The following is a 21,526-nucleotide window of genomic DNA, read 5'->3' as shown; positions in this document are numbered from 1 at the left end:
CGGAGGCCTCAGTCACACCGCTGGTGCCTCAGCCGCGTACACGCACCATGTGCTCCAGCAGTGCCCTGGCTCCTGTTGAGAGTCGGCGCCTAGGCGACCACACCGCGTGCAGTTCACGGTCGAGGGCGACCCCGGACTGCACCGGCAGCGGCACCAGGCGTCGGGCCCGGAAGTCATCGCGCAGAGCCAGCTCGGAGAGCACAACGGGTGCGACACCGGTGGCAGCTGCGATCTTCAGCGCCGAGTTCGACCCGTACTCGCCCGCCACACGTGCCCCACCGAAGCGAGCCAATGCGGAGTCAAGGACCTCCCGTGTTCCCGAACCGACCTCTCTGACCAGCAGCGGAACCTCGGCCAACGCCTCAGCGGCGATCGGGGCCGTCCACGCATCGGCGAAGGCGGGTGCGGCGGCGATCATAAGACGGTCATGGCCGACCACCTCGGCGGGGAAATCCTTGGGCAGGGACACAGACTCGATGAGGCCGAGGTCGCAACGCTGCTCACGGACGGCAGCGATGACCGCGGCCGAGTTCTCGACCGCCAGTCCCACGTCGATATCGGGATGGGAGGAAGTGAACGTCGTCAGATAGCGGGGCAGAAGGTATTCGGCCACGGTCAGCGAGGCGGAGACCCGAACAGTGCCAGCCCGCGCATCCTGGATGGCGCGGGTGCCGGCGTTGAGATCGGCATAGGCATCGATGACCTTCGAGGCCCATTGGGCCACGGCATGACCTTCGGCGGTGAGCTGGGTGCCCTGCGGCGAGCGCACGAGCAGCGGCACCTTGAGATCTCTTTCCAGGTGGCGCAGGCTGCGTGAGGCATTCGGCTGCGCAAGGCCCATCGCCTCGGCGGCCTGTCCAATGGACTGGGCGCTCGCGCTCAGAGTCACCAGCAGCCCCAGCGCCGGGAGCTCGGGCCAGTCCTGCATTCTGCTGAGATCCTGCATGCCCCAATACTGCCATATCAGCGCCATATGGGTCGGTCGAACAATGCCGGCTACCGAAACCTCTGAGTGCTTGACAGACTGAACTTATGAAACGCATTGTCAGCCTCCTCCCAGGCTTGGGAGTCGCCGCAGTCGCCACCGCGATCGCGTGGCCCATCTCAATGGTGGCCCCCATTCTCTCCCCGCTCCTCGTCGCCATCGTCCTGGGGATCATCGTCGGCAACGTCCTCCCCGAACTGCCGCAGACCTTCCAACCCGGCCTCGCCTTCGCGGCCAAGCCCCTCCTGCGTCTGGGCATCGTCGCCCTCGGCGCACAGGTCGTCCTCGGCGACATCCTTGACCTCGGCTGGCTGGTCCTCGTGCTCGCCGCGGTCGTCGTCGCCGTCGGCATCATCTCCGGACTGCTGCTGGCACGTCCGTTCCGCGTCGATTCGAGTCTTGCGCTGCTCATCGGCTGCGGGTTCGGCATCTGCGGGGCCGCCGCGGTCGCCGGGGTCGAGTCGACGCTGAAGGCGAAGAAGGAGGACGTGGCCGCGGCGATCGGTCTCGTGGTCCTCTTCGGCACCCTGATGATCGCTGTGATCCCCTCGCTGAGCGCCGCCTTCGGTCTGGCCCAGGACACCGCCGGCATGTGGGGCGGGGCGTCCACCCACGAGGTCGCGCAGGTCGTCGCAATCGGCGGCATCATCGGCCCCGCGGCTCTGCAAGTCGCCGTCCTCGTCAAGCTCTCCCGCGTCATCATGCTCGCCCCGACCGTCGCCGTGTTCAGCTTGGTGATGCGCCGCAACGAGAGCCGGGAGCGGGCTCTGGTGACTTCCCCCGCCGAGGTGGCCTCGCAGTCCTCGTCGGACGCTGAGTCATCCTCGGATGCCCAGTCGCCTTCGGGTGGCCTGCCCGCTGCACCTGCGGCGAAGCGCCCGCCCATCATTCCCCTCTTCGTTCTCGGATTCCTCCTCATGGCGGGCCTGCGCACCTTCGGCCTGCTGCCTGACGTTGCGGTCTCCGGCCTGGGCTGGATCCAGACCGTGTGCCTGGCCATGGCGATGTTCGCCCTGGGGCGCGGAGTCCAGTGGCGTTCACTGCGCAACCTCGGCGCAGGTCCGATCGGCCTAGCCGCGGTGACGACTCTCATCGTCGCGGTGATCAGCCTCGGCGGCGCCGTCCTCCTGACCTGAGGTAATGAGCGCGGTACTGGTCTGAGGCTCTCACCTTGGTCCTGATCTGAGCTCCTGAGCGCACACATGCTGGAAGCACCTTCTGCAGGCTGCCCGTCCTGGCTACGATGATGGCGAAGTCGAACCATGATCCAGTCGAGAAGGATGCGGCAATGAGTGCGAACGCGATAGTCGTCGGCAGCGGCGTGATGGGAGCGTCCATCGCGTTCTCCTTGGCCAGACGTGGATACTTCGTCACCGTCGTCGACAAGAAGGCGGGACCGGCACAGGGTTCGACCGGGGCGACCAGTGCGATCGTTCGCTTCACCTATTCCCTGCGGGACTCCATCGCCCTGGCCTGGGAGTCCAAGCACCTGTGGGAGAACCTGCGGGACCATGTTCAGGCACCGGAATCGGAACCGGTCGCGGACTTCATGCGCACCGGCATGGCCGTCTTCGAAATACCCGGGCTGATCCCGGCCACAGTCCGCACAGACTTTGAGGCCCTCAAGATCCGCTATGCCGAGTGGGACGCAGCCGATCTTGCCCGGGAGCTACCCGGTGTCGACCCCTCGAACCACTTTCCACCGACGCGCCCGGAAGATCCAGCCTTCCTCGACGACAGTGTCGAGCCCGCCACAGCACTGTACACACCCGACGGCGGGTATATCTCTGACCCGGTCCTGGCCACGGAGAACTTCGCCCGCGCCGCCAAACGACATGGCGCCCGGTTCCTCTACAACACCGAGGTCATCGGCCTCCACCACGCCGATTCCACCTGGTCGATCAACCTCGCCGATGGCCGAGTCCTCGATGCCGACGTCGTGGTCAACGCGGCCGGACCCTGGTCAGCCCGACTCAACGAGCTCGCCGGGGTCGGATCCGACCACGGAATCTCGCTGACTCCCCTACGCCAGGAGGTCCACACTCTGCCGGCGGAATCGACCGTCATCCGCGCCGATGGCTCCCGCATCCCGGCCGTGCTCGATGCCGGTATCGGCACCTATATGCGCGCCGAGGTGGGCGGCCAGCTGCTCATCGGAGGCACAGAACCCGAATGCGATGAGCTGGAATGGGTCGAGGACCCTGACACCGTATCGATGAGCGTTCGTCCCGAACAGTTCGAGTCGCAGGCGCTGCGAGCGGCCAAACGCTTCAACGACATCACGATCCCGAACCGGGCCCGAGGAGTCGTCGGCGTCTACGATGCCTCTACCGACTGGACTCCGATCTACGACCGCTCCGAGGCAAATGGCTTCTATCAGGCGGTCGGCACCAGCGGCAACCAATTCAAGAATGCGCCGATGGTCGGCGAGCTCATGGCGGAACTCATCGACGCCGTCGAGCACGGTCATGACCACGACCGTGATCCCCTCCAGATCTCACTCGGATACACGGGCGGGGAGCTGAACCTGGGTACCTTCTCGCGGCTGCGGTCTCCGGCAGGGACAAGCGGAAACGTCATGGGCTGATCTCAGCTGGGCACACTCACGTGCCGTTATTTGGGAATTACCGACCATTCGGGCTGCGATTACCGCTACTGTCCTTGCCGAACTGGTAATGTCGCTCAGCGAGCCATCCAGTTTCGTTCAGCGAAATTCCAGCCTAAATGGGGAAATCATGCTCCTTCAAATCATTGCATTGTTGATCTTCATCGCCCTGTTCGCAATCGGCGCGATCCGCGGTGTGCAGATCGGCATACTCATGCTCGTCGGCGCAGCCGGCACCGGTCTGTTCCTGGCGGATATGAATGTCGATGACATCATCGCGGAGTTCCCGCTCTCGATCATGATCCTGCTGGCCGGGGTCACCTACTTCTTCGCCATTGCGCAGGAGAACGGGACCGTCGACAAGATCATCGACTGGGCGCTGGAGAAGGTCGGGTCCTCTGCCGTCCTCCTCCCCATCGTCTTCTTCATCATCACAGCCGGCATTGCCTCCATGGGGGCGCCTCTTGCCGGTCTCGTGATGATGCCGGTGGGCATGCAGGTGGCCCGCAAGTACGGGGTCGACTATGCGCTGATGGGCTTGGCGATCTGCTTCGCCATCGGTGCCGGCGGGTTCGCTCCGACCAGCCTCTACGGCATCGTCACGTACAGCACCGCCCATGATGCGGGAATCGACCTGTCGCCGTTCCTGCTCTTCGGCATCGCCGTCGTCGTCTATCTCGTCATGCTCGTCGTCGCCTACTTCATGTACGGTCGCACACTCTTCGGACGCAAGTCCGCCATGGCCGCGGCTGGTACCGCGCACTCCGGTTCCTACGTCAGCGAGACGAACGGGTTCGGAACCACCGGCGAAGGTGCCGGTTCCACGATCTCCCGTGGATCGGCCTCGGCGACCAAGGTGGCCTTCGGTGAGGATGAAGAGGACGAAGCGCTCTTCGACTCTTCAAGCACCTCGGCGAGCGCCGAGTCGGGCCCCTTCACATTCGTGCAGATGCTCACCGTGGTCCTCATGGTCGGACTCATCGGCTCGGTCGTCGCTCTGGCAGCATTCGGCAAGGAGCCCGACATCGGCCTGCTGTGCTTTCTGTTCGGTGCGATTCTTTCGCTCGCCGATCCTAAGACCGGCAAGGCCGCGCTGCCCAAGATCGACTGGTCGACCGTCCTGCTCGTGGGCGGCATCATTACTTTCGTCGGAGTGCTGCAGAACATGGGCGCCGTCGATCTCCTGGGTGAGGGCGCCGAGGCGATCGGATCGCCGCTCATCGCTGCCTTCGTTCTCTGCGTGGTCGGCGGACTGGTGTCCGCGTTCGCGTCCACGACCGGCATCCTCGCCGCGCTCGTGCCTCTCGCGCTGCCCCTCATCGCCGCTGGCGGAGTACCCGGCTGGGCACTGATTGCGGCGCTGGGCGTGTGCTCGGCCGTCGTCGACGTCTCGCCGTTCTCGACGCTGGGTGCCACGGTCGTGGCCACGGCTCCACAGGATCATAAGGCGCGACTGACGCGCATTCTCGTGAAGTTCGGCATGTCGATGGTCATCATCGGGCCCATCGTGCTCGTCGGCGGTCTCGTCATCCCTGCCATGTTCTTCTGAGGCATCTGGCGTCCGGACCCATTGGGACGCCCGCCTCCAAGACGCACATGGTGCCCAGCGAAAATCGCTGGGCACCATGTGCGTCTGTGTCACTTCATTCGGTTCGACCCGCTGCCGGAACTCAATCCAGCGGTTTGACCAGTACGACGAACTCGAGGTCATCGACCAGGGGCACACCGAATCGATCGTCGCCGTAGGGGAAGGGCTCGATCTCTCCCGTGCGCTCGTAGCCGCGGCGCTCATAGTAGGCGATGAGTTCGGCGCGCTTGTTGATGACGCTCATTTTCAGCGAGTGAGCGTTCCAGCGTTCGACCGCCCACGCCTCGGCGAGGTTCATCAGTGCCGAGCCCACACCCTGGCCCTGTCCGAGCGGAGAGACCGCCAGCACACCGAGGTAGGCGATCCCGTCGACGGGTTCGCGCAGGTAGACGCTGCCGACAGCATGCCCTTCGGCGGACCGGACCAATATCATCGACGAATCGGTCTCTGCGAGCATCTCGCGGGCCATGTCGGCATCGAGTCGCTGACCGCTGAGCAGATCCGCCTCCGTCGTCCACCCCCGCTTCGAGGGCTCACCCCGGTAGGCGGAAGCGACGAGCTCAACATAGTCGTCGATGTCGTCGAGGCCGAGTTCGCTGACCTCGAAACCTGATTCGTGCAGGATCAGCATGTGAGCATCGACCATGGTGGCGGGTGCGTATGAGGGCATGGGTCGGCTCCTTGAGGATGTCTGACCGTCGACAGGAACGGCCGAAAGAACGGGTTGCTCAACAGGTTAGTCGCTAGGCGGCGAACACAACTATAGTTTCATGTAGCAGAATTGACTCAGCTACGTGTCGGCCTGGAACCGACCGACACCTTCGCCTCTAAGGAGCGTTCATGGACCTCGAGATCTCGGACGAGACCTACACCTTCGCCCAGGACTCAGCGGCTTCTCGCTTCACAGTGAGCCATGACGGCAAGCGCATCGGTCACGTCGACTACGTCGACCGCGAGGCCAGCCCGGACGACACCTCAGAGTCCACCGTGCGCACGTTCACCCACACCGAGGTGTCCCCCGCCTTTGGTGGTCGCGGCCTTGCCGCTCACCTGGTGCGTTTCGCCCTCGAGACCAGCGCCGAGGCGGACCTGAAGTTCCGCACCACGTGTTCTTATGTCATGGAATTCTTCCGCAAGAATCCGGAGTTCGACGAGCTGCGTGCCTGAGTCGGCACGAATTTGAGAACGTAGCCGACCCAGACCGTGGCGGCGATGACGATTGCCGCGACGGCGCCCCACAGCAGAGTCGGATCGACAATCGCCAGCTGCGGTATCTCCCTGCCCGGAATGATCGCGGCGAAGGTGCCCGCCGTCAGCGCGCCGAGCCATGATCCGACCATCATCGCGATGTGCCTGCGGATGTTTCCACGCCGGATTGCAATGACTCCGACGGTTGTGGTGCCGAAGGTGAAGATCGCGAGTGCATGGAAGACCGTGAAGCTACCGCTGAGGGTGTAGATGAACATGCCGCTCACGCACACGAGATACATGAGGATGACCCATGACCGCCCGATCCACCTGTGCCTGCGGTCCTTGGTCCGCCGGATGATCTGAACCGGGGCCAGGAGCACTACACCAGAGGCAGCCAGAGCGTGGATTGCTATGAACATCGTTGTCATAGACCTAAGATAGTTCCACTAACCAATTGCGGCAACGAAGATAGCAGAACAGGAAATGCTATCCAAGTCAGCTGCTATTCACGTTGCCATCCGCACTGCCATCTCAGCCGATTGGAGACCCGAATGAAGCTCAGCGCCTTGGCCCAGGAATCCGGAGTCTCGACCGCCAGCATCAAGTACTACATCCACGTCGGAATCCTGCGCCCTGGCCACAAACGCAATGCGACCACGGCGGATTACTCCCAGGCTCACCTCGACCGCCTCGGGCTCATCACCTGGCTGCGACGAGAACTCGGCTCGCCGATTGACTCCATCGCCACACTGACTCGGGCCATCGATGACGAGTCCCTGGAGAACATCGAGCTGATGGGCATCTGCCAGAGACTTGCACTGGAGGCGAGCAATGTCCCGAAGTCCGCAGCCGGCTCATCCTCGCATTCCGAGCCTGAACCTGCAACGGCAACGGCAGCAGCGGAACCGGCACCGGCACCGGCACCGGCACCGAAAACTATCGAGAACGATATCCGTGACGTTCTGCAGGAACTGGGCTGGCCGGACATCTCACCGACCGCAGTGGCATCGATGGCAGGCGTGCTCGAGGAGTTGAGCACCTCAGGCTATCCCGTCGGACGAGACACAATCATGCGCCACATCCAGGCTCTGACCGAGGCCGCCAGCAGGAACACCACCCCGATCACTGATGACCTGAGCAGGGACCAGATCTGTATCGAGGTGGTTCGGGGCATCACCTTGCACAACCGACTACTCGTCGCGACGAGTGCTCTCGTCCATGCTTGCCTATCGGCAATGCCTCGAAGCTCGCAGTCCAGCTAGCTTCAGACAACGAAATTCGTATTACATGCATCGAATATCGCCACTACACTGTTCACTACTGCTCGCTTTCGTGCCTATCGGCCACCTGCAGTTATGCCTTATCGACAACCAAGGAAGGATCAGTCGTGGACATCACGCCGATCATCGACAAGCTCAACACCGGACTATTCATCAATGGCCAGTGGCGCGATGCCGAGGGTGGAAAGACGGTTGACGTCATGAACCCCGCAACTGGTGACTTCATCACCACGGTCGCCGACGGGTCTGCAGCCGATGCCGAGGAAGCCATCAAGGTCGCCGGTGACACCCAAGAATCATGGGCCGCTACCCCGCCACGCGAACGCGCCGAGATCCTCCGCCGTGCCTTCGAACTTCTCATCGAACGCTCCGATGACATTGCAGCAGTCATGACCGCCGAGATGGGCAAGCCCTTCGCCGAGTCCAAGGGCGAGGTCACCTATGGGGCCGAATTCTTCCGCTGGTTCTCCGAGGAAGCCGTGCGCGTCGGCGGCGAATACACGCAGTCCACCGATGGCAAGACCCGCGTCATGGTCTCCCGTGAGCCGGTCGGGCCCTGCATCCTCATCACCCCGTGGAACTTCCCACTGGCCATGGGCACCCGCAAGATCGGCCCGGCCATCGCCGCCGGCTGCACAATGGTCTTCAAGCCAGCGAAGCTGACCCCGCTGACCTCTCTGATGCTCGTCGACGTGCTCATCGAGGCCGGTCTGCCCGATGGCGTCCTCAACGTCGTCACCTCCGAATCCGCTCGCCGCGTGGTCACCCCGTGGATGGAGTCCGGGATTGCCCGCAAGGTGACCTTCACCGGATCCACCGAGGTTGGCGTGGGCCTGCTCAAGCAGGCCGCCGACAATGTCATGAAGACGTCGATGGAGCTCGGCGGCAATGCTCCATTCGTCGTCTGCGAGGACGCCGACATCGACAAGGCCGTCACCGGCGCGGTCCAGGCGAAGATGCGCAACGGCGGTGAGGCCTGCACCTCGGCGAACCGTCTGTTCGTCCACTCCTCCGTTGCTGAGGAGTTCTCGGCGAAGCTGACCGAGCGCATCGGCTCGATGAAGGTCGGCAACGGTCTAGATGAGGGCACAGAGGTGGGGCCGCTGGTCGATCAGGACTCCCTGGACAAGGTCGCTGCCCTCGTCGATGACGCCGTGTCCAAGGGTGCGAAGGTCCTCACCGGCGGGTCAACGATCGAAGGCAAGGGCTTCTTCTACAATCCGACCGTCATTACCGATGTGCCTCTTGACTCCGAGATCCGGACCACCGAGATCTTCGGACCTGTCGCCCCCATCGTCACCTTCGACACAGACGACGAGGGCATCGCCTTGGCCAATGAGACCGAATTCGGTCTGGCCGGCTACCTGTTCAGCGAGAACGTCGAGCGTGCACTGAACCTGGCCGACAAGATGCAGGTCGGAATGGTCGGCCTCAACACCGGCCTGGTCTCCAACCCCGCAGCACCCTTCGGTGGCGTGAAGAAGTCCGGACTCGGTCGCGAAGGCGGAAGCGTGGGCATCGAAGAGTTCCTCGAGGTCAAGTACGTGGCTCTGCCCCGCGCCTGATTTCGCCCTGAACCTGCTCATCAGGCTCGTCGCCACAGACCAACAGAAGATGCGTATGCCGTGCATGAGTGCATGGCATACGCATCTTCTGCGTGTGGAAGTCTGCTGGGACCGGCGTTGAGAGCTTCGCAGCTACAATCGGGCACCATGAGCATAGATTGCCAGCCAAATGCACGGCTTCGCGTGCAGCCGACTGCGGCAACCGAGCAGCCATGATTCTGCCTGAGGTTCGCGACCCGTCGATGGTGACGATTAGGCACGGTGGAACGCTGCGCGATGACGATCACCGACTGCTGGCGCTATGGGCGGCAGACTGTGCCGAGCACGTCCTGCACCTCTTCGAAGTCCAGGTTCCCGAGGACATGCGAGTACGTGATGCTGTGACTGCCGCACGTGCCTGGGCGGAAGGGACCATGCCGATGATGCAGGCGCGTGCCGCCGGGGGCCATGCCATGGGTGCGGCCCGTCCGTTACGGGGCGCAGCTAGGTTCGCGGCCTATGCGGCCGGGCAGGCTGCCTGCGTCGCTCACGTGGCCGAACACGATCTTGGTGCAGCGGCCTACGCCATCAAAGCCGCCCGCAGTGCACACCCCGAGGTCGCTGCGGCCGCACGCACTGAGCGCGACTGGCAGAGATCCCAGCTGCCCAACCAGGTCCGCCAGCTGGTCCTGTTAGATCAGCGACGACGCGACTCTATCTGCTGGTTCGTCTTCGGCACCGACTGAACCGAATCGCCGGCGACGCAGTCCTGAAGGCTTGACGCCTTGAGGTTTGAAGCTTGAAAGCTTGCAAGCTTGCAAGCTTGAAACGTCAGGCGCGGCGGCGGGCCAGAACGTCGTCGATGGCGCCCATCTCGGGTGCTTTGTTGGTTCGAATCGCATTACGACCGTGTTCCAGGGGGCTGTCGTCACGGGCGGAGTCGCTGAGTTCGGGGCGGTAGCCGAGTTCAGCGGCGAACTGAGCCGCGATGTCCTCACGGCTGCGAGCCTGAGTTTCATAAGACGAGGCATCGGCCGCCTTCGACTCAGAGACCGGGTGCTCGACCTGTGGGGCATCTACATAGCTGGGCACCGGCAGTGGTGTCGGTGACCAGGCACCACGTGCCTGCAGTCGCTGCATGAACGGATCATTGACCTTGACGGTGTCGACAGTCGAGGCGGTCGCCACGACGTCTTCTTCCGGTGCAGCGACATTCTCGGTCTCAGCCTCGGCCTGTGGTGCCGTCTCGACTTCTGCGGCCGAGTCCACACCCGGAGTCGATTCGGCCGCGGTGTCATTCTCCACGCGATCTGTCTCAGCCGAGTCCGTGGCTGCAGCGTGTGATTGCGAGTCCTCGGACGCCGCTTCTTCAACGATGGGGATCGGTCCGGTGAGCAGCACCTGGCGAGTGGTGTGTCCCTCTGCAGCTTCGTTGCGGATGCGCACGAGCGGAATCTCGCCGGTGTCGGCTTCTTCCTTGATGTGCTTTGCGCTCACGTTGCGCTGCATGACGGCACGCGCCCGGGCTGCCTTCGTCGATCCTGCCGAACGTGTCTCGCTTGTCTTCGCAGCCGCAGTCTTCGCACCCGTGGCCGTCGAAGCGGCGGGTGTCGGTGCGGTGCTCGTGGTCTTTGCAGTCGTGGTCTTCGATGCAGTGTTCGCACCCTTCGCAGCCCGAGCGTCGAGATCACGGAGACGAGCCTTGATCTCGCGTTTGCGCAGGTTGAGTGTGCGCACGATGGCCAGGGAGACGATCGCGAGTCCGAGGAACACTCCGGTCAGAGCGATATGGACGACCGAGAACATCGCGAGCACGCCTGTTACAAATACGCCCAAGGCAGAGGCGAGGAATACCAGTGCGAATCCTCGCGTCATCGCACCCAGTGATTTCATCGACTCGCGCAGTGTCGTTGCTTTCTCAGTCATCGAATGGTCCTCATCGGCTCCGAAAGTCGGATTGGGAATCTGTGTACCTCGCCTGTTTGTCTCTGCTGTGTCTGCGGTGATGGCTTCACCGGATCGGCTGTGCCGCGATCGCGGATGAGCCTGTCCCGGCCGGATCGGAATCGTCCCGGAATGCTCGCCGAGGTGGCTGGTGCTTGCCGAACCTCGGCCGTTCGACGAGCCCTGGCCGTTCGAACCGTGGCCGTTCGAGCCTGACTGCGACTGGTTGAACACGGCCTGGACTGCCGGGTGCACCAGCCGAATGTTGTCGGTCCTCGCCGAGGTGGCTGCCTCATGTGCACTGTGACTGAGGCTGTCGAGATAAGTGGAGCGGGATTCACCAACGGCCACGGGAAGGGAGCTGCGCTGGTGCTGCTCATCCGCCTCGGCGATGGTGGAATTCGTGTCCGCGGTCGAACTCGTGTCGGCATGCCCGTCGATGACGGCGAACTCCGGTGTCCGCGCTGAGAGGCTGAGCGTCGGGGCGCTGGCCATCGGGGCGACGTCGGGGCGCGGGACGGTCGGTTCGATGGTGGCTGAGGAGTGGAAGACTCTCGCCCGTTCGGAGTGATCGTGGCCCGGTATCTGAGGGTCAGCGGCGATGACCTGTGCCTCTGCCGGGACTGTGTCGATCTCGACGCGGGAGAGCTCCGTCGCTGATTTGCGGATCATTGTGGGCACAACAACGACGAAGACCACGATGATGGCGATAACGACGATGATGCTGGTGTCCACAACTGCAACCCTAGAGCGCCCGGATCAGCAACGACGTGAAGGGCTGTGGTGTGTCGGTCAAACAGGTGCTAAGTTCACATCTTTCTCAGGCTGTGACGGTAGGCGGCGAGGATTCCCTGCGGAACCTCCTCGGCGACCAGGGCGAAAGTGCGATGGTCACACCATCTGCCGTCGATGTGCATGTACTTCTCGCGCAGCCCCTCATCCCGCAGACCCAGCTTCTCGACCACGCGCAGGCTGGCAGTGTTCTCGGGCCGGATGTTGATCTCGATGCGGTGCAGCCCCAGCGCGAAGAGGCAGTGGTCGGCGGCCATGGCGACAGCGATGGGAGTGATGCCGCGGCCGGCGACTCGCGAATCGATCCAATAGCCGATCTGTCCGCTGAGGATGGACCCCCAGCTGATGCTCGAAACGGTGAGCTGACCTCGGAATTCACCGCCGACCTCGATCGCCAGCGGCACCGACTGCCCCCGCTTTGCCTGCTTGTCATACATGCGGACCATGGCCCGAAAGCCCGGGAGCTGCTGGCCGGGAATCGGCAGCGTCGCGTCCCAGGGGCGGAGCCAATCCTGGTTGTACCGACGCACCTCTCGCCACTGGCTCTCGTCGTGCCGGTGCAGCGGACGCAGCACGATGTCGGACTGCTGATCAGTCAGTATGACTGGCCACAAAGGGCGGCCTCCGCTCTCGAGTGCTCAATCAGGAATGTCATCTGGTGCGGTGATGCCAACGGCTGGGGCATTGCCACGGGCGATCAGGGAAGCGTTGCCACGTATTCCTTGAGCCAGCTGTTGAGGTCAGCGCCCAGATCCTCGCGGGCGCTGGCGATCTGCACGACAGCTTTGAGGTAATCGAGCTTGTCACCCGTGTCATAGCGGGCGCCCTTGAACACGACTCCGTAGACCCCATTGCCGCCATCCTGTTCAGCGAGGACCTGGAGGGCGTCGGTGAGCTGGATTTCGTTGCCCCGGCCCGGTTCGGTGGTCTCCAGGACGTCGAAGATCTCCGGCGCGAGGACATAACGGCCGATGATGGCCAGATTCGATGGGGCTTCACCCTGTTCTGGCTTCTCGACCAGACCGGTGACTTTGACGACCTCGTCATCGGAGGTGGGCTCGACGGCTGCGCAGCCGTAGAGGTGGATCGCCTCGGGCGGGACTTCCATGAGCGCGACGACGCTGCCGCCGGTCTTCTCCGCAACCTCGATCATCTTCGGCAGAATCGGGCTGCGTTCGTCGATGAGGTCATCACCGAGCAGAACCGCGAACGGCTCCTGGCCCACATGCTGGCGGCCCTTGAGCACCGCGTGGCCCAGGCCCTTCGGATCACCTTGGCGCACATAGTGGATGTCGGCAAGCTCGGAGGCGTGACGAACCGCGGCGAGCTTCTTGTCATCGCCTTTCTTCGCCAGTGCGGCTTCAAGCCCGTCGACACGGTCGAAGTGGTCCTCCAGGGGTCGCTTGTTGCGCCCGGTGATCATGAGGAGGTCCTGGAGCCCGGCATCGGCGGCTTCTTCGACGACGTATTGGATGGCCGGTTTGTCAACGACGGGCAGCATCTCCTTGGGAGTTGCCTTGGTGGCGGGGAGGAAGCGGGTGCCCAGACCGGCCACGGGGATCACGGCCTTGCGCACTGTGCGCTGCGTTTCATCACTCATGTCGTTCATCTTAACCACTGGAAGTGATTCCGATTAGGCTTATGGGCGTGGATGCAGAAACTTCAAAGGCGCAATTGCGTGCACGCATACGTTACGAACGCGCCGCTCGGGCCGCGACGGCCCCCGAGTCGCGAGGCGTTGAGGCTGAGCCCTCGGTGGCCGAGTCCGCCTGGGCACTGGTCGAGAGCCTGTGGCCAGATCTGGATCTCAACGGACGTTCGATGCTCGCCTATGCCGCATTGGCCGGCGAACCCGATATGGATCCGGTTGTCGACCGGTTCCTCGCCCATGGCGGAACCGTCTACCTTCCCGTTGTCACCACCGTCGGTCAGCCACTCATGTTCGGTGCTGTCACCGAATCCATGGCAACCCTCGAGCCTCGTGGGAAATGGGGAATTCGTGAACCCTCACCCGCGTTGTCCGCCGTTGACCTCCTCGCCGAGGTGGCCCCCGACATTATGTTCGTCCCCGCCCTCGGGTTCGGCCCCGAGGGCGCACGTTTGGGAAATGGCGGCGGTTTCTATGACCGCACGTTCGGCCCGCAGGGCGAGGTGCCTATGGAGAGGGAAGACCGCATGGGCTGGGTCTTCGGGGTCTGCTTCTCGACCGAGCTCGGTCTGCCCGGACTTGCCGTTGAAGCCTGGGACCTGCAGATCACCAGTGCCGTGACCGATCATGGCGTCCACTCCTTCGACTGAACCGAGACGCAGGTGTGGGGGTCCGCAGACGCTGGAGTGTGGGCCGCAGATGCCCACTTGCGTGTACGAGCCTGTGGACAAGATTCCGGTCGCTTGGGCTCCTCACCCCATGCGTTACTCGCGGGTGAGCGCGGTGGACTATAATCTTCTCGTCGAAGAAAGGTCTCGAATGCCCGTTTACGCCTACGCCTGCAAGAGCTGTGGTCATGCTTTTGATATTCACCAAGACTTCAGCGATGACTCGCTCACGATCTGCCCCGAGTGCCAGGGACGCCTGAAGAAGGTCTTCGGCACGGTGGGGATCAGCTTCAAGGGTTCCGGCTTCTACGCCACTGACTCCCGCGCGAGCAATTCGAGCACAGTCTCCTCTTCCTCGAATTCCGATTCGTCGAGTTCGTCCAGCTCTTCGGACTCATCAGGCTCATCCAGTTCGGCAAAGGAATCGTCGAGCTCATCGGATTCGTCCTCGTCGACGTCCAGCTCACCGGCCAAGAGTGCCCCGGCGGCCAGCAGCGCTTCCGCCAACTGATTCCACCGTCCAGGTCGCCTCCGGTCTCGCCGGAGGTCGTGTGGATTGACCGCCCACTCATGTGCGTTTCGCCTGTGGACACAGATCAGCTGTCCACAGGCCTTGTCTGTTCCCTTGATCCCAGCCTCTGAGCACCAGCACGCTCATAGGCATGGGAATCATGCGCCGCATCAAAGACCGAGTCTCGACGTGGTCGAGGTCCTCACGGATCAAACCACAGCGGGTCGTCGCCGCCGTCTGCTTCGCGTGTGCATGTGCGCTCGTCGTCTGGATCCTCACCCCGGATCAGGGCGGAACCGCCGTCGTCGTCGCCAACAGGAATCTGCCTCCGGGGTCTGAGCTGCGCTCGCAGGACCTGACCGTTGTCGAATTTCCGACGCGGCTCGTCCCTGACAAGGCCTTCACTTCGATCTCGGACGCCGATCACAAGCGCACCTCTGCAGGCTTGTCCAAGGGGTCACCCGTGACTCAGTCGGCGGTCCTCGACCAGCAGGCGTTGCCAGAGGACAGTACCGATCTCCTCATGCCCGTGCGCTTGGCCGATGACTCTTCGGCAGCGCTCCTGGAGCCGGGGCAGCGAATCCGCCTGTTCAGCTCACTCCCCGATGGGGGTTCTGACGTAGTGGTGAAGGAAGTGACAATAGCCCGATTGGTCGACCAGAGTGACGGCATTTCTGCTGAATCAGGGCAGCTTGTCTCGGTGATATTGTCATCGAGCGATGCTGAACGGATCGCAGAATTCGCAGGGATGCCGATCAGCTTCGCAATCCTGCCCCGCTGAATCAGCGCTGGATCACCAACCACGCCGCGCGGCCCTCACGTGGGCTGCATGCTGACTCAGCGGCGGTCTTCACCACGCGACTCAGACCCGGCGAACCGGGATTTCTTCGTGGCAGAAAGATCGCATGTCTACCGCGTGTAGACGAGTTACCCGTGTGTATCATGTCATCGTAATAGAAGTGGTTCACTCCGCATTATTGTTTTCATATACGCCGAAAGGGTGCCTCTAATGCTTAAAGGTTTCAGAGACTTCATTCTCCAGGGGAATGTCGTCGAACTCGCAACCGCAGTCATCATCGGCGGCGCCTTCACAGGGATCGTTACGGCTTTCTCCGATAAGGTCATCAACCCGCTGATCGCCGCCGTCGGTGGCGCAGAAGGGCCGGCACTGGCCTTCAGGGTTAAGGCGGGCGTCGAAGAGACGACAATTGATCTGGGCGCTGTGCTCACGGCCGCGATCAACTTCCTGATCGTCGCCGCCGTCGTCTACTTCATCATCATCGTCCCGATGAACAAGCTCAACGAGCTGCGCAAGCGCGGAGCCCCGGAGGAAGAAGTTCCTCCGACCACCGAGGATCTGCTCGGCGATATCCGCGAAATCCTCCGGACACAGGCGGCCACCACCGCTGGTGGTCCTGCCGAAGGTCCAGCCAGCACGGCCGGTCCATTCGACGACACCGAACCGACGGAGCCCCCACGCCACTGATTAGCGCGAGTGCGGCAAAGGCCCGTTTCCACTTTGGGGAAGCGGGCCTTCGTCGTTCTCAAGCTCAACCGGTATCGCTCGGGTTCAGTCGGTGGGCGTTCGGCCTAGTCGGTAAGCGTTCAGCTCTGTTGGTGAGCGTTCGGTTCAGTCGCTCACTACCTCTACAACTGACGAGTCATTGAGTACCGGTCACCAGTGCGGGGGCTTCTGCGATCTGTAGTAGTCCGCGCTGAAGCCTCCTTTGCCGGTCTCTGCCTCATTGCGCAGCGTGGCCCGGTACTTCCGCAGTGCCGTGTCCAGACGCGCCTTCTTCTGCTGGTCCGTCTCATGCTCTTCAGCAGGCACCTGACCGGCTGCACCTTCAGCGGGTTCTGGGTCATGTGCGTGCTCGCCCTCGGGCGGTTGTTCGCCGAGGCTGTCTTCACTCATCGCTGTGCAGTGGATCCGTGCGGGGCTCGACATCGGCCGCGCTCGGGCGTTTCGTCGCGGCCTCCTGCTCGCTGGCGACTGTCTCCTGCTCACCTGAGGCCGTTTCCTGCTCAGCGGAAACCGTATCCTGCACAACCCTGGTGGGCTCGGACGTTCCGGCCTGGTCCGCCCGTGCCGCGTCAGGTGTCTCCGGTTCATCCGAGCTGGGCACCTGGTCATTGCTCGCGGTCTCGATCAGACCCGCCTGACGCAGCTCGTCAGCCCTGATCTTTCCCGTGTCGAACGTGGGTACGACCTCGTCCTCCATGGGGCTGTGCTGATCTGCTTCGGGAACCAGAACCTCGGCGCCGGTGACGCGTTTGGCCTGTGCATGCCGTTGACGATAACGGTCCACGGCCGCCTGCAGCTGGGAGTCTCCGCGACCGGAGCTGCCCTTCTGGGCCAGTGCCGTGCGGAGCAGATCCTTGATCTCGCCATCCCCGCGCACGACAGCATCGGACTGAACCCAGTCGATCATTGCGTCAAGACCCGAGTCCGAGTATTTGTGCATGGGCAGCCCCGGCACCAGCTTGGGCCGGCTGCCGGTGCGGCCGACGACGACCGAGGCGGCACGAGCCGCGTTGAGGACGGCCTGCGGGCTCATCTTCTCGACCGTGGACTTCCACGCATCGAAGATCTTCTCGGTCTCTGACTGAGGATCGACGAAGGCATCGGTGGACCACATGCGCATGAACTTCCACCCGCGACGAGCCAACTGTTCGGGCACGACGCGGTCACGCTGGCGCAGGCTGCGCACCGAAGCGTATTCGGGTCCGTCTCCGGCGACGGCGATGATCATTCCATGCTCGTCCTCGGTCGAGTTCGCCACGGCCAGATCGATGCCGTTGTAATGTTCGTGAGCGACGACGCCGAGCTGCAGCAGACGATCGGCGATGTCGTTGAAGAGCGGATCGTAGATCTCACCGTGTGGGCCCGGCTGTCGGACACCACCGGTGGCCACTTCGTCGAGCAGGCGTGGGAGCAGGACCGCTCCCCCGGAGAGCTTGTTCGTGTCGAAGTCATCGGATTCGATGCTCGAGACCACGGTGAGTCGTTTGCGCGCCCGTGTCATTGTGGCCGCGAGGATCCGCTCCCCGTCGGGACCGGACAGCGCGCCGAAGTCGTGGATGACTCGACCGTGGACGGTCCGGCCGAAACCGAAGGTGAAGATCACGGCATCGCGGGACATCCCCTGCACACGTTCGGCATCGGTGACCACGAAGGGTTCCTTGCTCGAATCGTTGAAGAATGCTGCAACATAGGGCAGATCCTTCATCGCCCGTCCGATCGCAGTGGCGACGCGCTGAGCGTGATGCGCGGTGAGTGCAACGACGGCCAAGGACTCCCGCGAACGGTTTCGTGCGTGCCTGAGTACGAGTTCGACGACCCGTTTGACCTCAGCGTCAGGACTCTCGACACGACCCGTGCCGATGTCCGTCGGGCCTCTGCCGTCTGCCACGTAGGAGAACTCGAGTCCGGTGCCTTCGCCGGTGTGTGCGGTCGGCATCGTCGTGATCGTCGAATCGTAGAAGTGCCGATTCGCCAGATCGATGAGCCCGACCGGTGACTGGCGGTAGGAGTTCGACAGTTCCATTCGAGGCAGGAACTCGCCGAGGTGCTCCTGGACTGAGCTCGGATGATTCCCATCATCCATTCCCCAACGATCGACGGCGATCGAGAAAGGTCGTGGACCGAGCAGTCGGGAATCTCCAAGCGAGACGACCTGCCTGGCACGGGTGATGGCTGGAACCACGTCAGGGACCGAAAGACGGCCCGCATCGGCGATGACGACAGCGTCGAAGAGCGGCAGAGCCGAGAACAGTTCCGGCACCGTGTACGGACTGGCCATCCAGACCGGGGCAAGGGTCGTCAGCAGCTCGGGAGCACGCGTGGACATGGTCTGCACAGAGGTGTGCGGGGAGAGCAGTTCCTGCTTGATGACTCCGGCGGAGATCGGGTCGTTGTCGATGCCACGCTTCCAAGCCTGCGCATGGTTGTATCGCAGTCGACCTGCGCCGGCAGCGACGAAGGCACGGTCGTTTTCGGCGAAGCCTTCGGCCACTTGGTGCAGTGCGGCACCATCGTGACGGCCCACCTGTGGATCCTCGCTGGCCATCCGCTGCAGGACCGATGCCCAGTAGGCCAGGTCGAACTCCGGTCCTACGAGCGTGGTGTCGACCTTGCGACGACGCAGATCGGTGAGCAGATCAGACAGGCCCTCGTCAGTCAGCTCGCGCTGAATACGAGAGCGCTCGGGTAGTTCGGCGAGGTTCTCCGAGTCACGTCCCATGGCTTCGGTCCGTGCCTGCAGCTCTTCGATGAGCATTGAGCCCAGTTCGCCGCCATCGGGGGTGGTCTCGAGAATAGGTGCGATCTTGGCAATGTCGGCCTCAACCTCTTGCAAGATCTCATCAGCTTCGAGGACACCGCGTGGGATCTGCGGACGACCGTCATGACCGGCGAGGTCCTGGAGCACGATGCGCTGGGACCGGACATCGATCAGCGACGAGTGCAGGTCCGTGACATTGGCGCCGGGACGCAGGAACTCGTTTGCAGACTTCTTCTGGCGCTTGCGCTGAAGCATGCCCATCTCAACGCCGACCTCGGAACGGTATTCTGCGGTTCCCGTCGCGGCAATGAGATCGTCGAGTCGGTGGTCGTAGATGTCAGGGGCGAAGTTGTCGAGGGTCGTGCGCACCCGTAGCAGCACCTTGATCGCACGCGACCAGTCGTTGAGGTTGCGGCGGGGGTTCAGCTTGGCTTTGGACAGGACCGGTTCGACGGCCTTGACCAGATCAGGGATGGTTCGACCAAGACGTTCGGCGACGGTTCGTGCGGCCTCGGCCTCTTCGACGGATTTGAGGTCCGCTCCGAACCAGACGGTGTCCTCTACGTCGAGGGTGAAGGCTCCCAACGAGGCCAGCTCGCTGAGCTTTCCACGCAGTGCCTCGCGACGGTCGTCGCTGGATTCGAGGAGATCTTCACCGAATCGCACAGGTGTCTGCGGAGAATCGTCGCCGGAGGTCAGCTCCGCCAGGTGCTGCATCGTCTCGTAGACGGAAACGTCCCAGGGTTCACGCCGACGGTGCAGTGAGGAGACATGTTCGTTCAGAATCTCGCGCTGTTCGTTGAGTTCGTTGAGCAGCCCGGTCAGGTCGGGCCGTTCAGCCTTTTCAGCCGAACCGATGAGACCGACGAGCTGGTCCCGAATCCCGCCGGTGCCCTGGCGAGTGTCGACTGCGAATTCCGAGAGTCCAACCTCGCCGAGGCGGGAGGAGAAGTCGTCGAGCGCGTCAGCGGTCTGTGCCAGGAAAAGCACGCTCTTGCCTGTGTGGGCCAGGGTTGTGGCCACAGCGACGGCGACCTGGGTGGCACCAGTGCCGGGAGGGGTGTCGACGACGACGGATTGCCCTGACACGGTCGCGTCGACGACGGCCTGCTGGTCACCGTCAACATCGATGACGAGGAACTCTTCCTGAGGTTTGCGATCAGGGAGAGGGGTGACGGGTTCCTTGAGCGCGGCAGGAACGACATCGTCTTCGTCGGAGTCGACAGCTTCCGGGTCTGCGGAGCTGTCCGTGTCCGCTGCGGACTCTGAACTCTGAAATTCTGGGGCCTTGGAGGCAGGAGCGTCAGCCTCTGCCGCTGACGATGTGGTGTCTGACGTTACGGAGTCTGATTCCTTGCCGTCAGCGGCACCCGACGTGGTCTTCTCTTTGCCGATGGTGGCAGCGTCGTCGGTGTTCTGATCCGACTGCGCGCTGCTATCGCTGGCAGCACCGCCTACTGAGGTCTCTTCTGCGGAGTCGTCGGGCAGGGGCTTGGAGTCCCCGGGCAGTGAGCCGTCGGTGATCGGCACCGTCGGCTGAGAGAACTCGTCGCCGTCAACATCGGCGTTCAGCTCAGAGCTGTTCAGTTCGTCGGCAGCCTGCTTATCAGAAACCTGCCCATCGGCACCAGATGCGTCTTCCTGGCGCGCGGGCTGCCGCGGAGCCGGAGAGTAGGAAGGGCCGCCGAGCACACGCCGGACGTCTTCGTCTCCGGCGAGAGCTCTGAGGATCGGGTGCTGTGTGGGCAGGTAGTCAGTGGTGAATGGGCTCGCAATGTTCGCGAACGTTGATACGACGAAGCGATGGTTGATGCGCAATCCGGGCACCGACTGTGCGAGGTCGCGGAGACGGTCGAGAGCTGGCCCCGGATCGAAGCCGTGCGGTCCGCCTGTCGCGTCGACCCATTCGTCGACGGGAACATCGAGGTCATAGACCTCGGACAGGTGCTGGACCAGGGCAGGGTTGATCATGATCCCGTCGCCCAGCACGATCTCGAAGTCCTCGACGCGGGAGCCGCGGGGAACAAGCGTGACATGGCGCATCACGACGGGGGCGTTGAACTTGTACTTGGAGTCTTTTTCCGTCCACGAGGCGAAGCCGATCGCCAAGTGCGCAGCCTGAATTCCGCGTTCATTGTCGAGCTGCTCTGCCTTCGACCGGATCGATTTCGCACGACGGCGTGCGTCGGCGAGGACCTCATGGTCGCGGACCAGGCTGGAGAGCCGGGTGGCCCGACCGGCCAGAAGCTGGGCTAGACCAGACGGGTGAGCTCCGGAAAGATCAATGCTGCCATCACGCGAATCCCGGAAATGGAGCATGGTGTCGCGACCACCCAGGTGGGCAGCCTGCTGTTTCCACTCGACGTAGACATCGTCGAGTTCTGGGAACTGATCGTCAACAACGGAATCTGGCACAATTCGACCCTAACGAGAAACTTCACATAATAGGTGCTGGCACACCGTGAAACATCTAGGTTTCTTCTACGC

Annotated in this window: 19 protein-coding genes and 1 pseudogene; 11 read left to right on the top strand and 9 right to left on the bottom strand. The window is 63.1% G+C overall.

Features of this window, described 5'->3' with window-relative positions; genetic code table 11:
• Window positions 1-28: 28 nt before the first annotated feature.
• On the bottom strand, window positions 29-946 hold the full coding sequence (locus INT29_RS07635; protein ID WP_193071271.1) for a LysR substrate-binding domain-containing protein: 918 nt from the start codon (window positions 944-946) through the stop codon (window positions 29-31).
• An 86-nt stretch (window positions 947-1,032) separates the two neighbouring features.
• Here INT29_RS07635 and INT29_RS07630 point away from each other — a divergent pair, with 86 nt between their 5' ends.
• From INT29_RS07630 to INT29_RS07620, 3 genes are all read left to right on the top strand, one after another.
• On the top strand, window positions 1,033-2,121 hold the full coding sequence (locus INT29_RS07630) for a YeiH family protein (RefSeq protein ID WP_101574545.1): 1,089 nt from the start codon (window positions 1,033-1,035) through the stop codon (window positions 2,119-2,121).
• Window positions 2,122-2,273: 152 nt separating this feature from the next.
• Entirely contained in the window at window positions 2,274-3,572 is a 1,299-nt protein-coding gene (locus INT29_RS07625; RefSeq protein WP_193071270.1) for an NAD(P)/FAD-dependent oxidoreductase, read from the top strand.
• A gap of 148 nt (window positions 3,573-3,720) precedes the next feature.
• A complete protein-coding gene (locus INT29_RS07620; protein WP_193071269.1) occupies window positions 3,721-5,139 on the top strand; it encodes an SLC13 family permease in 1,419 nt (472 codons plus the stop codon).
• A gap of 121 nt (window positions 5,140-5,260) precedes the next feature.
• On the opposite strand, the gene INT29_RS07615 is transcribed toward INT29_RS07620, so the two are convergent.
• Window positions 5,261-5,848 carry a GNAT family N-acetyltransferase gene (locus INT29_RS07615; protein WP_193071268.1) on the bottom strand — a complete coding sequence of 196 codons (588 nt, stop codon included), beginning with the start codon at window positions 5,846-5,848 and terminating at the stop codon, window positions 5,261-5,263.
• A gap of 170 nt (window positions 5,849-6,018) precedes the next feature.
• On the opposite strand from INT29_RS07615, the gene INT29_RS07610 reads away from it, so the two are divergent.
• Complete coding sequence (locus INT29_RS07610) at window positions 6,019-6,345, top strand: GNAT family N-acetyltransferase (protein ID WP_101574548.1); 327 nt, start codon at window positions 6,019-6,021, stop codon at window positions 6,343-6,345.
• Here the strand turns inward: INT29_RS07610 and INT29_RS07605 are convergent.
• Complete coding sequence (locus INT29_RS07605) at window positions 6,291-6,797, bottom strand: DUF2306 domain-containing protein (protein WP_193071267.1); 507 nt, start codon at window positions 6,795-6,797, stop codon at window positions 6,291-6,293. The genes INT29_RS07610 and INT29_RS07605 overlap by 55 nt on opposite strands.
• A gap of 123 nt (window positions 6,798-6,920) precedes the next feature.
• Here INT29_RS07605 and INT29_RS07600 point away from each other — a divergent pair, with 123 nt between their 5' ends.
• From INT29_RS07600 to INT29_RS07590, 3 genes are all read left to right on the top strand, one after another.
• Window positions 6,921-7,631, top strand: a complete 711-nt coding sequence (locus INT29_RS07600; RefSeq protein WP_193071266.1) for a MerR family transcriptional regulator — start codon at window positions 6,921-6,923, stop codon at window positions 7,629-7,631.
• Between the two features lie 125 nt (window positions 7,632-7,756).
• Window positions 7,757-9,214, top strand: a complete 1,458-nt coding sequence (locus tag INT29_RS07595; protein ID WP_193071265.1) for an NAD-dependent succinate-semialdehyde dehydrogenase — start codon at window positions 7,757-7,759, stop codon at window positions 9,212-9,214.
• A 212-nt stretch (window positions 9,215-9,426) separates the two neighbouring features.
• The gene (locus INT29_RS07590; protein WP_193071291.1) at window positions 9,427-9,939 is read left to right on the top strand and encodes a putative immunity protein; all 513 of its coding nucleotides are present in this window, start codon (window positions 9,427-9,429) and stop codon (window positions 9,937-9,939) included.
• An 85-nt stretch (window positions 9,940-10,024) separates the two neighbouring features.
• Here the strand turns inward: INT29_RS07590 and INT29_RS07585 are convergent, their stop codons facing one another.
• The 3 genes from INT29_RS07585 to galU form a co-directional block, all read right to left on the bottom strand.
• Window positions 10,025-11,872, bottom strand: coding sequence for a hypothetical protein (locus tag INT29_RS07585; protein ID WP_193071264.1), 1,848 nt, complete (start codon window positions 11,870-11,872; stop codon window positions 10,025-10,027).
• 74 nt (window positions 11,873-11,946) lie between these two features.
• Window positions 11,947-12,543, bottom strand: coding sequence for a GNAT family N-acetyltransferase (locus INT29_RS07580; protein ID WP_101574557.1), 597 nt, complete (start codon window positions 12,541-12,543; stop codon window positions 11,947-11,949).
• Window positions 12,544-12,626: 83 nt separating this feature from the next.
• Window positions 12,627-13,529 carry a UTP--glucose-1-phosphate uridylyltransferase GalU gene (galU, locus tag INT29_RS07575; protein WP_193071263.1) on the bottom strand — a complete coding sequence of 301 codons (903 nt, stop codon included), beginning with the start codon at window positions 13,527-13,529 and terminating at the stop codon, window positions 12,627-12,629.
• Between the two features lie 41 nt (window positions 13,530-13,570).
• Here galU and INT29_RS07570 point away from each other — a divergent pair, with 41 nt between their 5' ends.
• Together INT29_RS07570 and INT29_RS20745 are read left to right on the top strand one after the other, a co-directional pair.
• Window positions 13,571-14,227, top strand: coding sequence for a 5-formyltetrahydrofolate cyclo-ligase (locus tag INT29_RS07570; RefSeq protein WP_193071262.1), 657 nt, complete (start codon window positions 13,571-13,573; stop codon window positions 14,225-14,227).
• A pseudogene (locus INT29_RS20745) lies at window positions 14,205-14,537 on the top strand (FmdB family zinc ribbon protein); the annotation flags it as partial. The gene INT29_RS07570 and the pseudogene INT29_RS20745, both read left to right, overlap by 23 nt.
• A gap of 14 nt (window positions 14,538-14,551) precedes the next feature.
• Here the strand turns inward: INT29_RS20745 and INT29_RS20740 are convergent.
• A complete protein-coding gene (locus INT29_RS20740; RefSeq protein ID WP_413463158.1) occupies window positions 14,552-14,752 on the bottom strand; it encodes a hypothetical protein in 201 nt (66 codons plus the stop codon).
• Window positions 14,753-14,907: 155 nt separating this feature from the next.
• Between INT29_RS20740 and INT29_RS07560 the strand changes: the two genes are divergently transcribed.
• Both INT29_RS07560 and mscL read left to right on the top strand, forming a co-directional pair.
• A complete protein-coding gene (locus INT29_RS07560) occupies window positions 14,908-15,537 on the top strand; it encodes an SAF domain-containing protein (RefSeq protein ID WP_193071260.1) in 630 nt (209 codons plus the stop codon).
• A 228-nt stretch (window positions 15,538-15,765) separates the two neighbouring features.
• A complete protein-coding gene (gene mscL / locus INT29_RS07555; RefSeq protein WP_193071259.1) occupies window positions 15,766-16,242 on the top strand; it encodes a large conductance mechanosensitive channel protein MscL in 477 nt (158 codons plus the stop codon).
• A gap of 189 nt (window positions 16,243-16,431) precedes the next feature.
• Here the strand turns inward: mscL and INT29_RS07550 are convergent, their stop codons facing one another.
• Together INT29_RS07550 and INT29_RS07545 are read right to left on the bottom strand one after the other, a co-directional pair.
• Window positions 16,432-16,671 (bottom strand): hypothetical protein, encoded by a 240-nt coding sequence (locus INT29_RS07550; RefSeq protein WP_101574563.1) that lies wholly within the window; start codon window positions 16,669-16,671, stop codon window positions 16,432-16,434.
• Entirely contained in the window at window positions 16,664-21,454 is a 4,791-nt protein-coding gene (locus INT29_RS07545; RefSeq protein ID WP_193071258.1) for a DUF4011 domain-containing protein, read from the bottom strand. Before INT29_RS07545 ends, INT29_RS07550 begins: the two co-directional genes overlap by 8 nt.
• Window positions 21,455-21,526 lie beyond the last annotated feature (72 nt).

Origin of the sequence: Brevibacterium sp. FME37 (assembly GCF_014897485.1) — a bacterium.
Taxonomy (GTDB): Bacteria; Actinomycetota; Actinomycetes; order Actinomycetales; family Brevibacteriaceae; genus Brevibacterium.
Note: the sequence above shows the minus strand (reverse complement) of the source record. Positions and strands in the feature narration are given on the sequence as shown.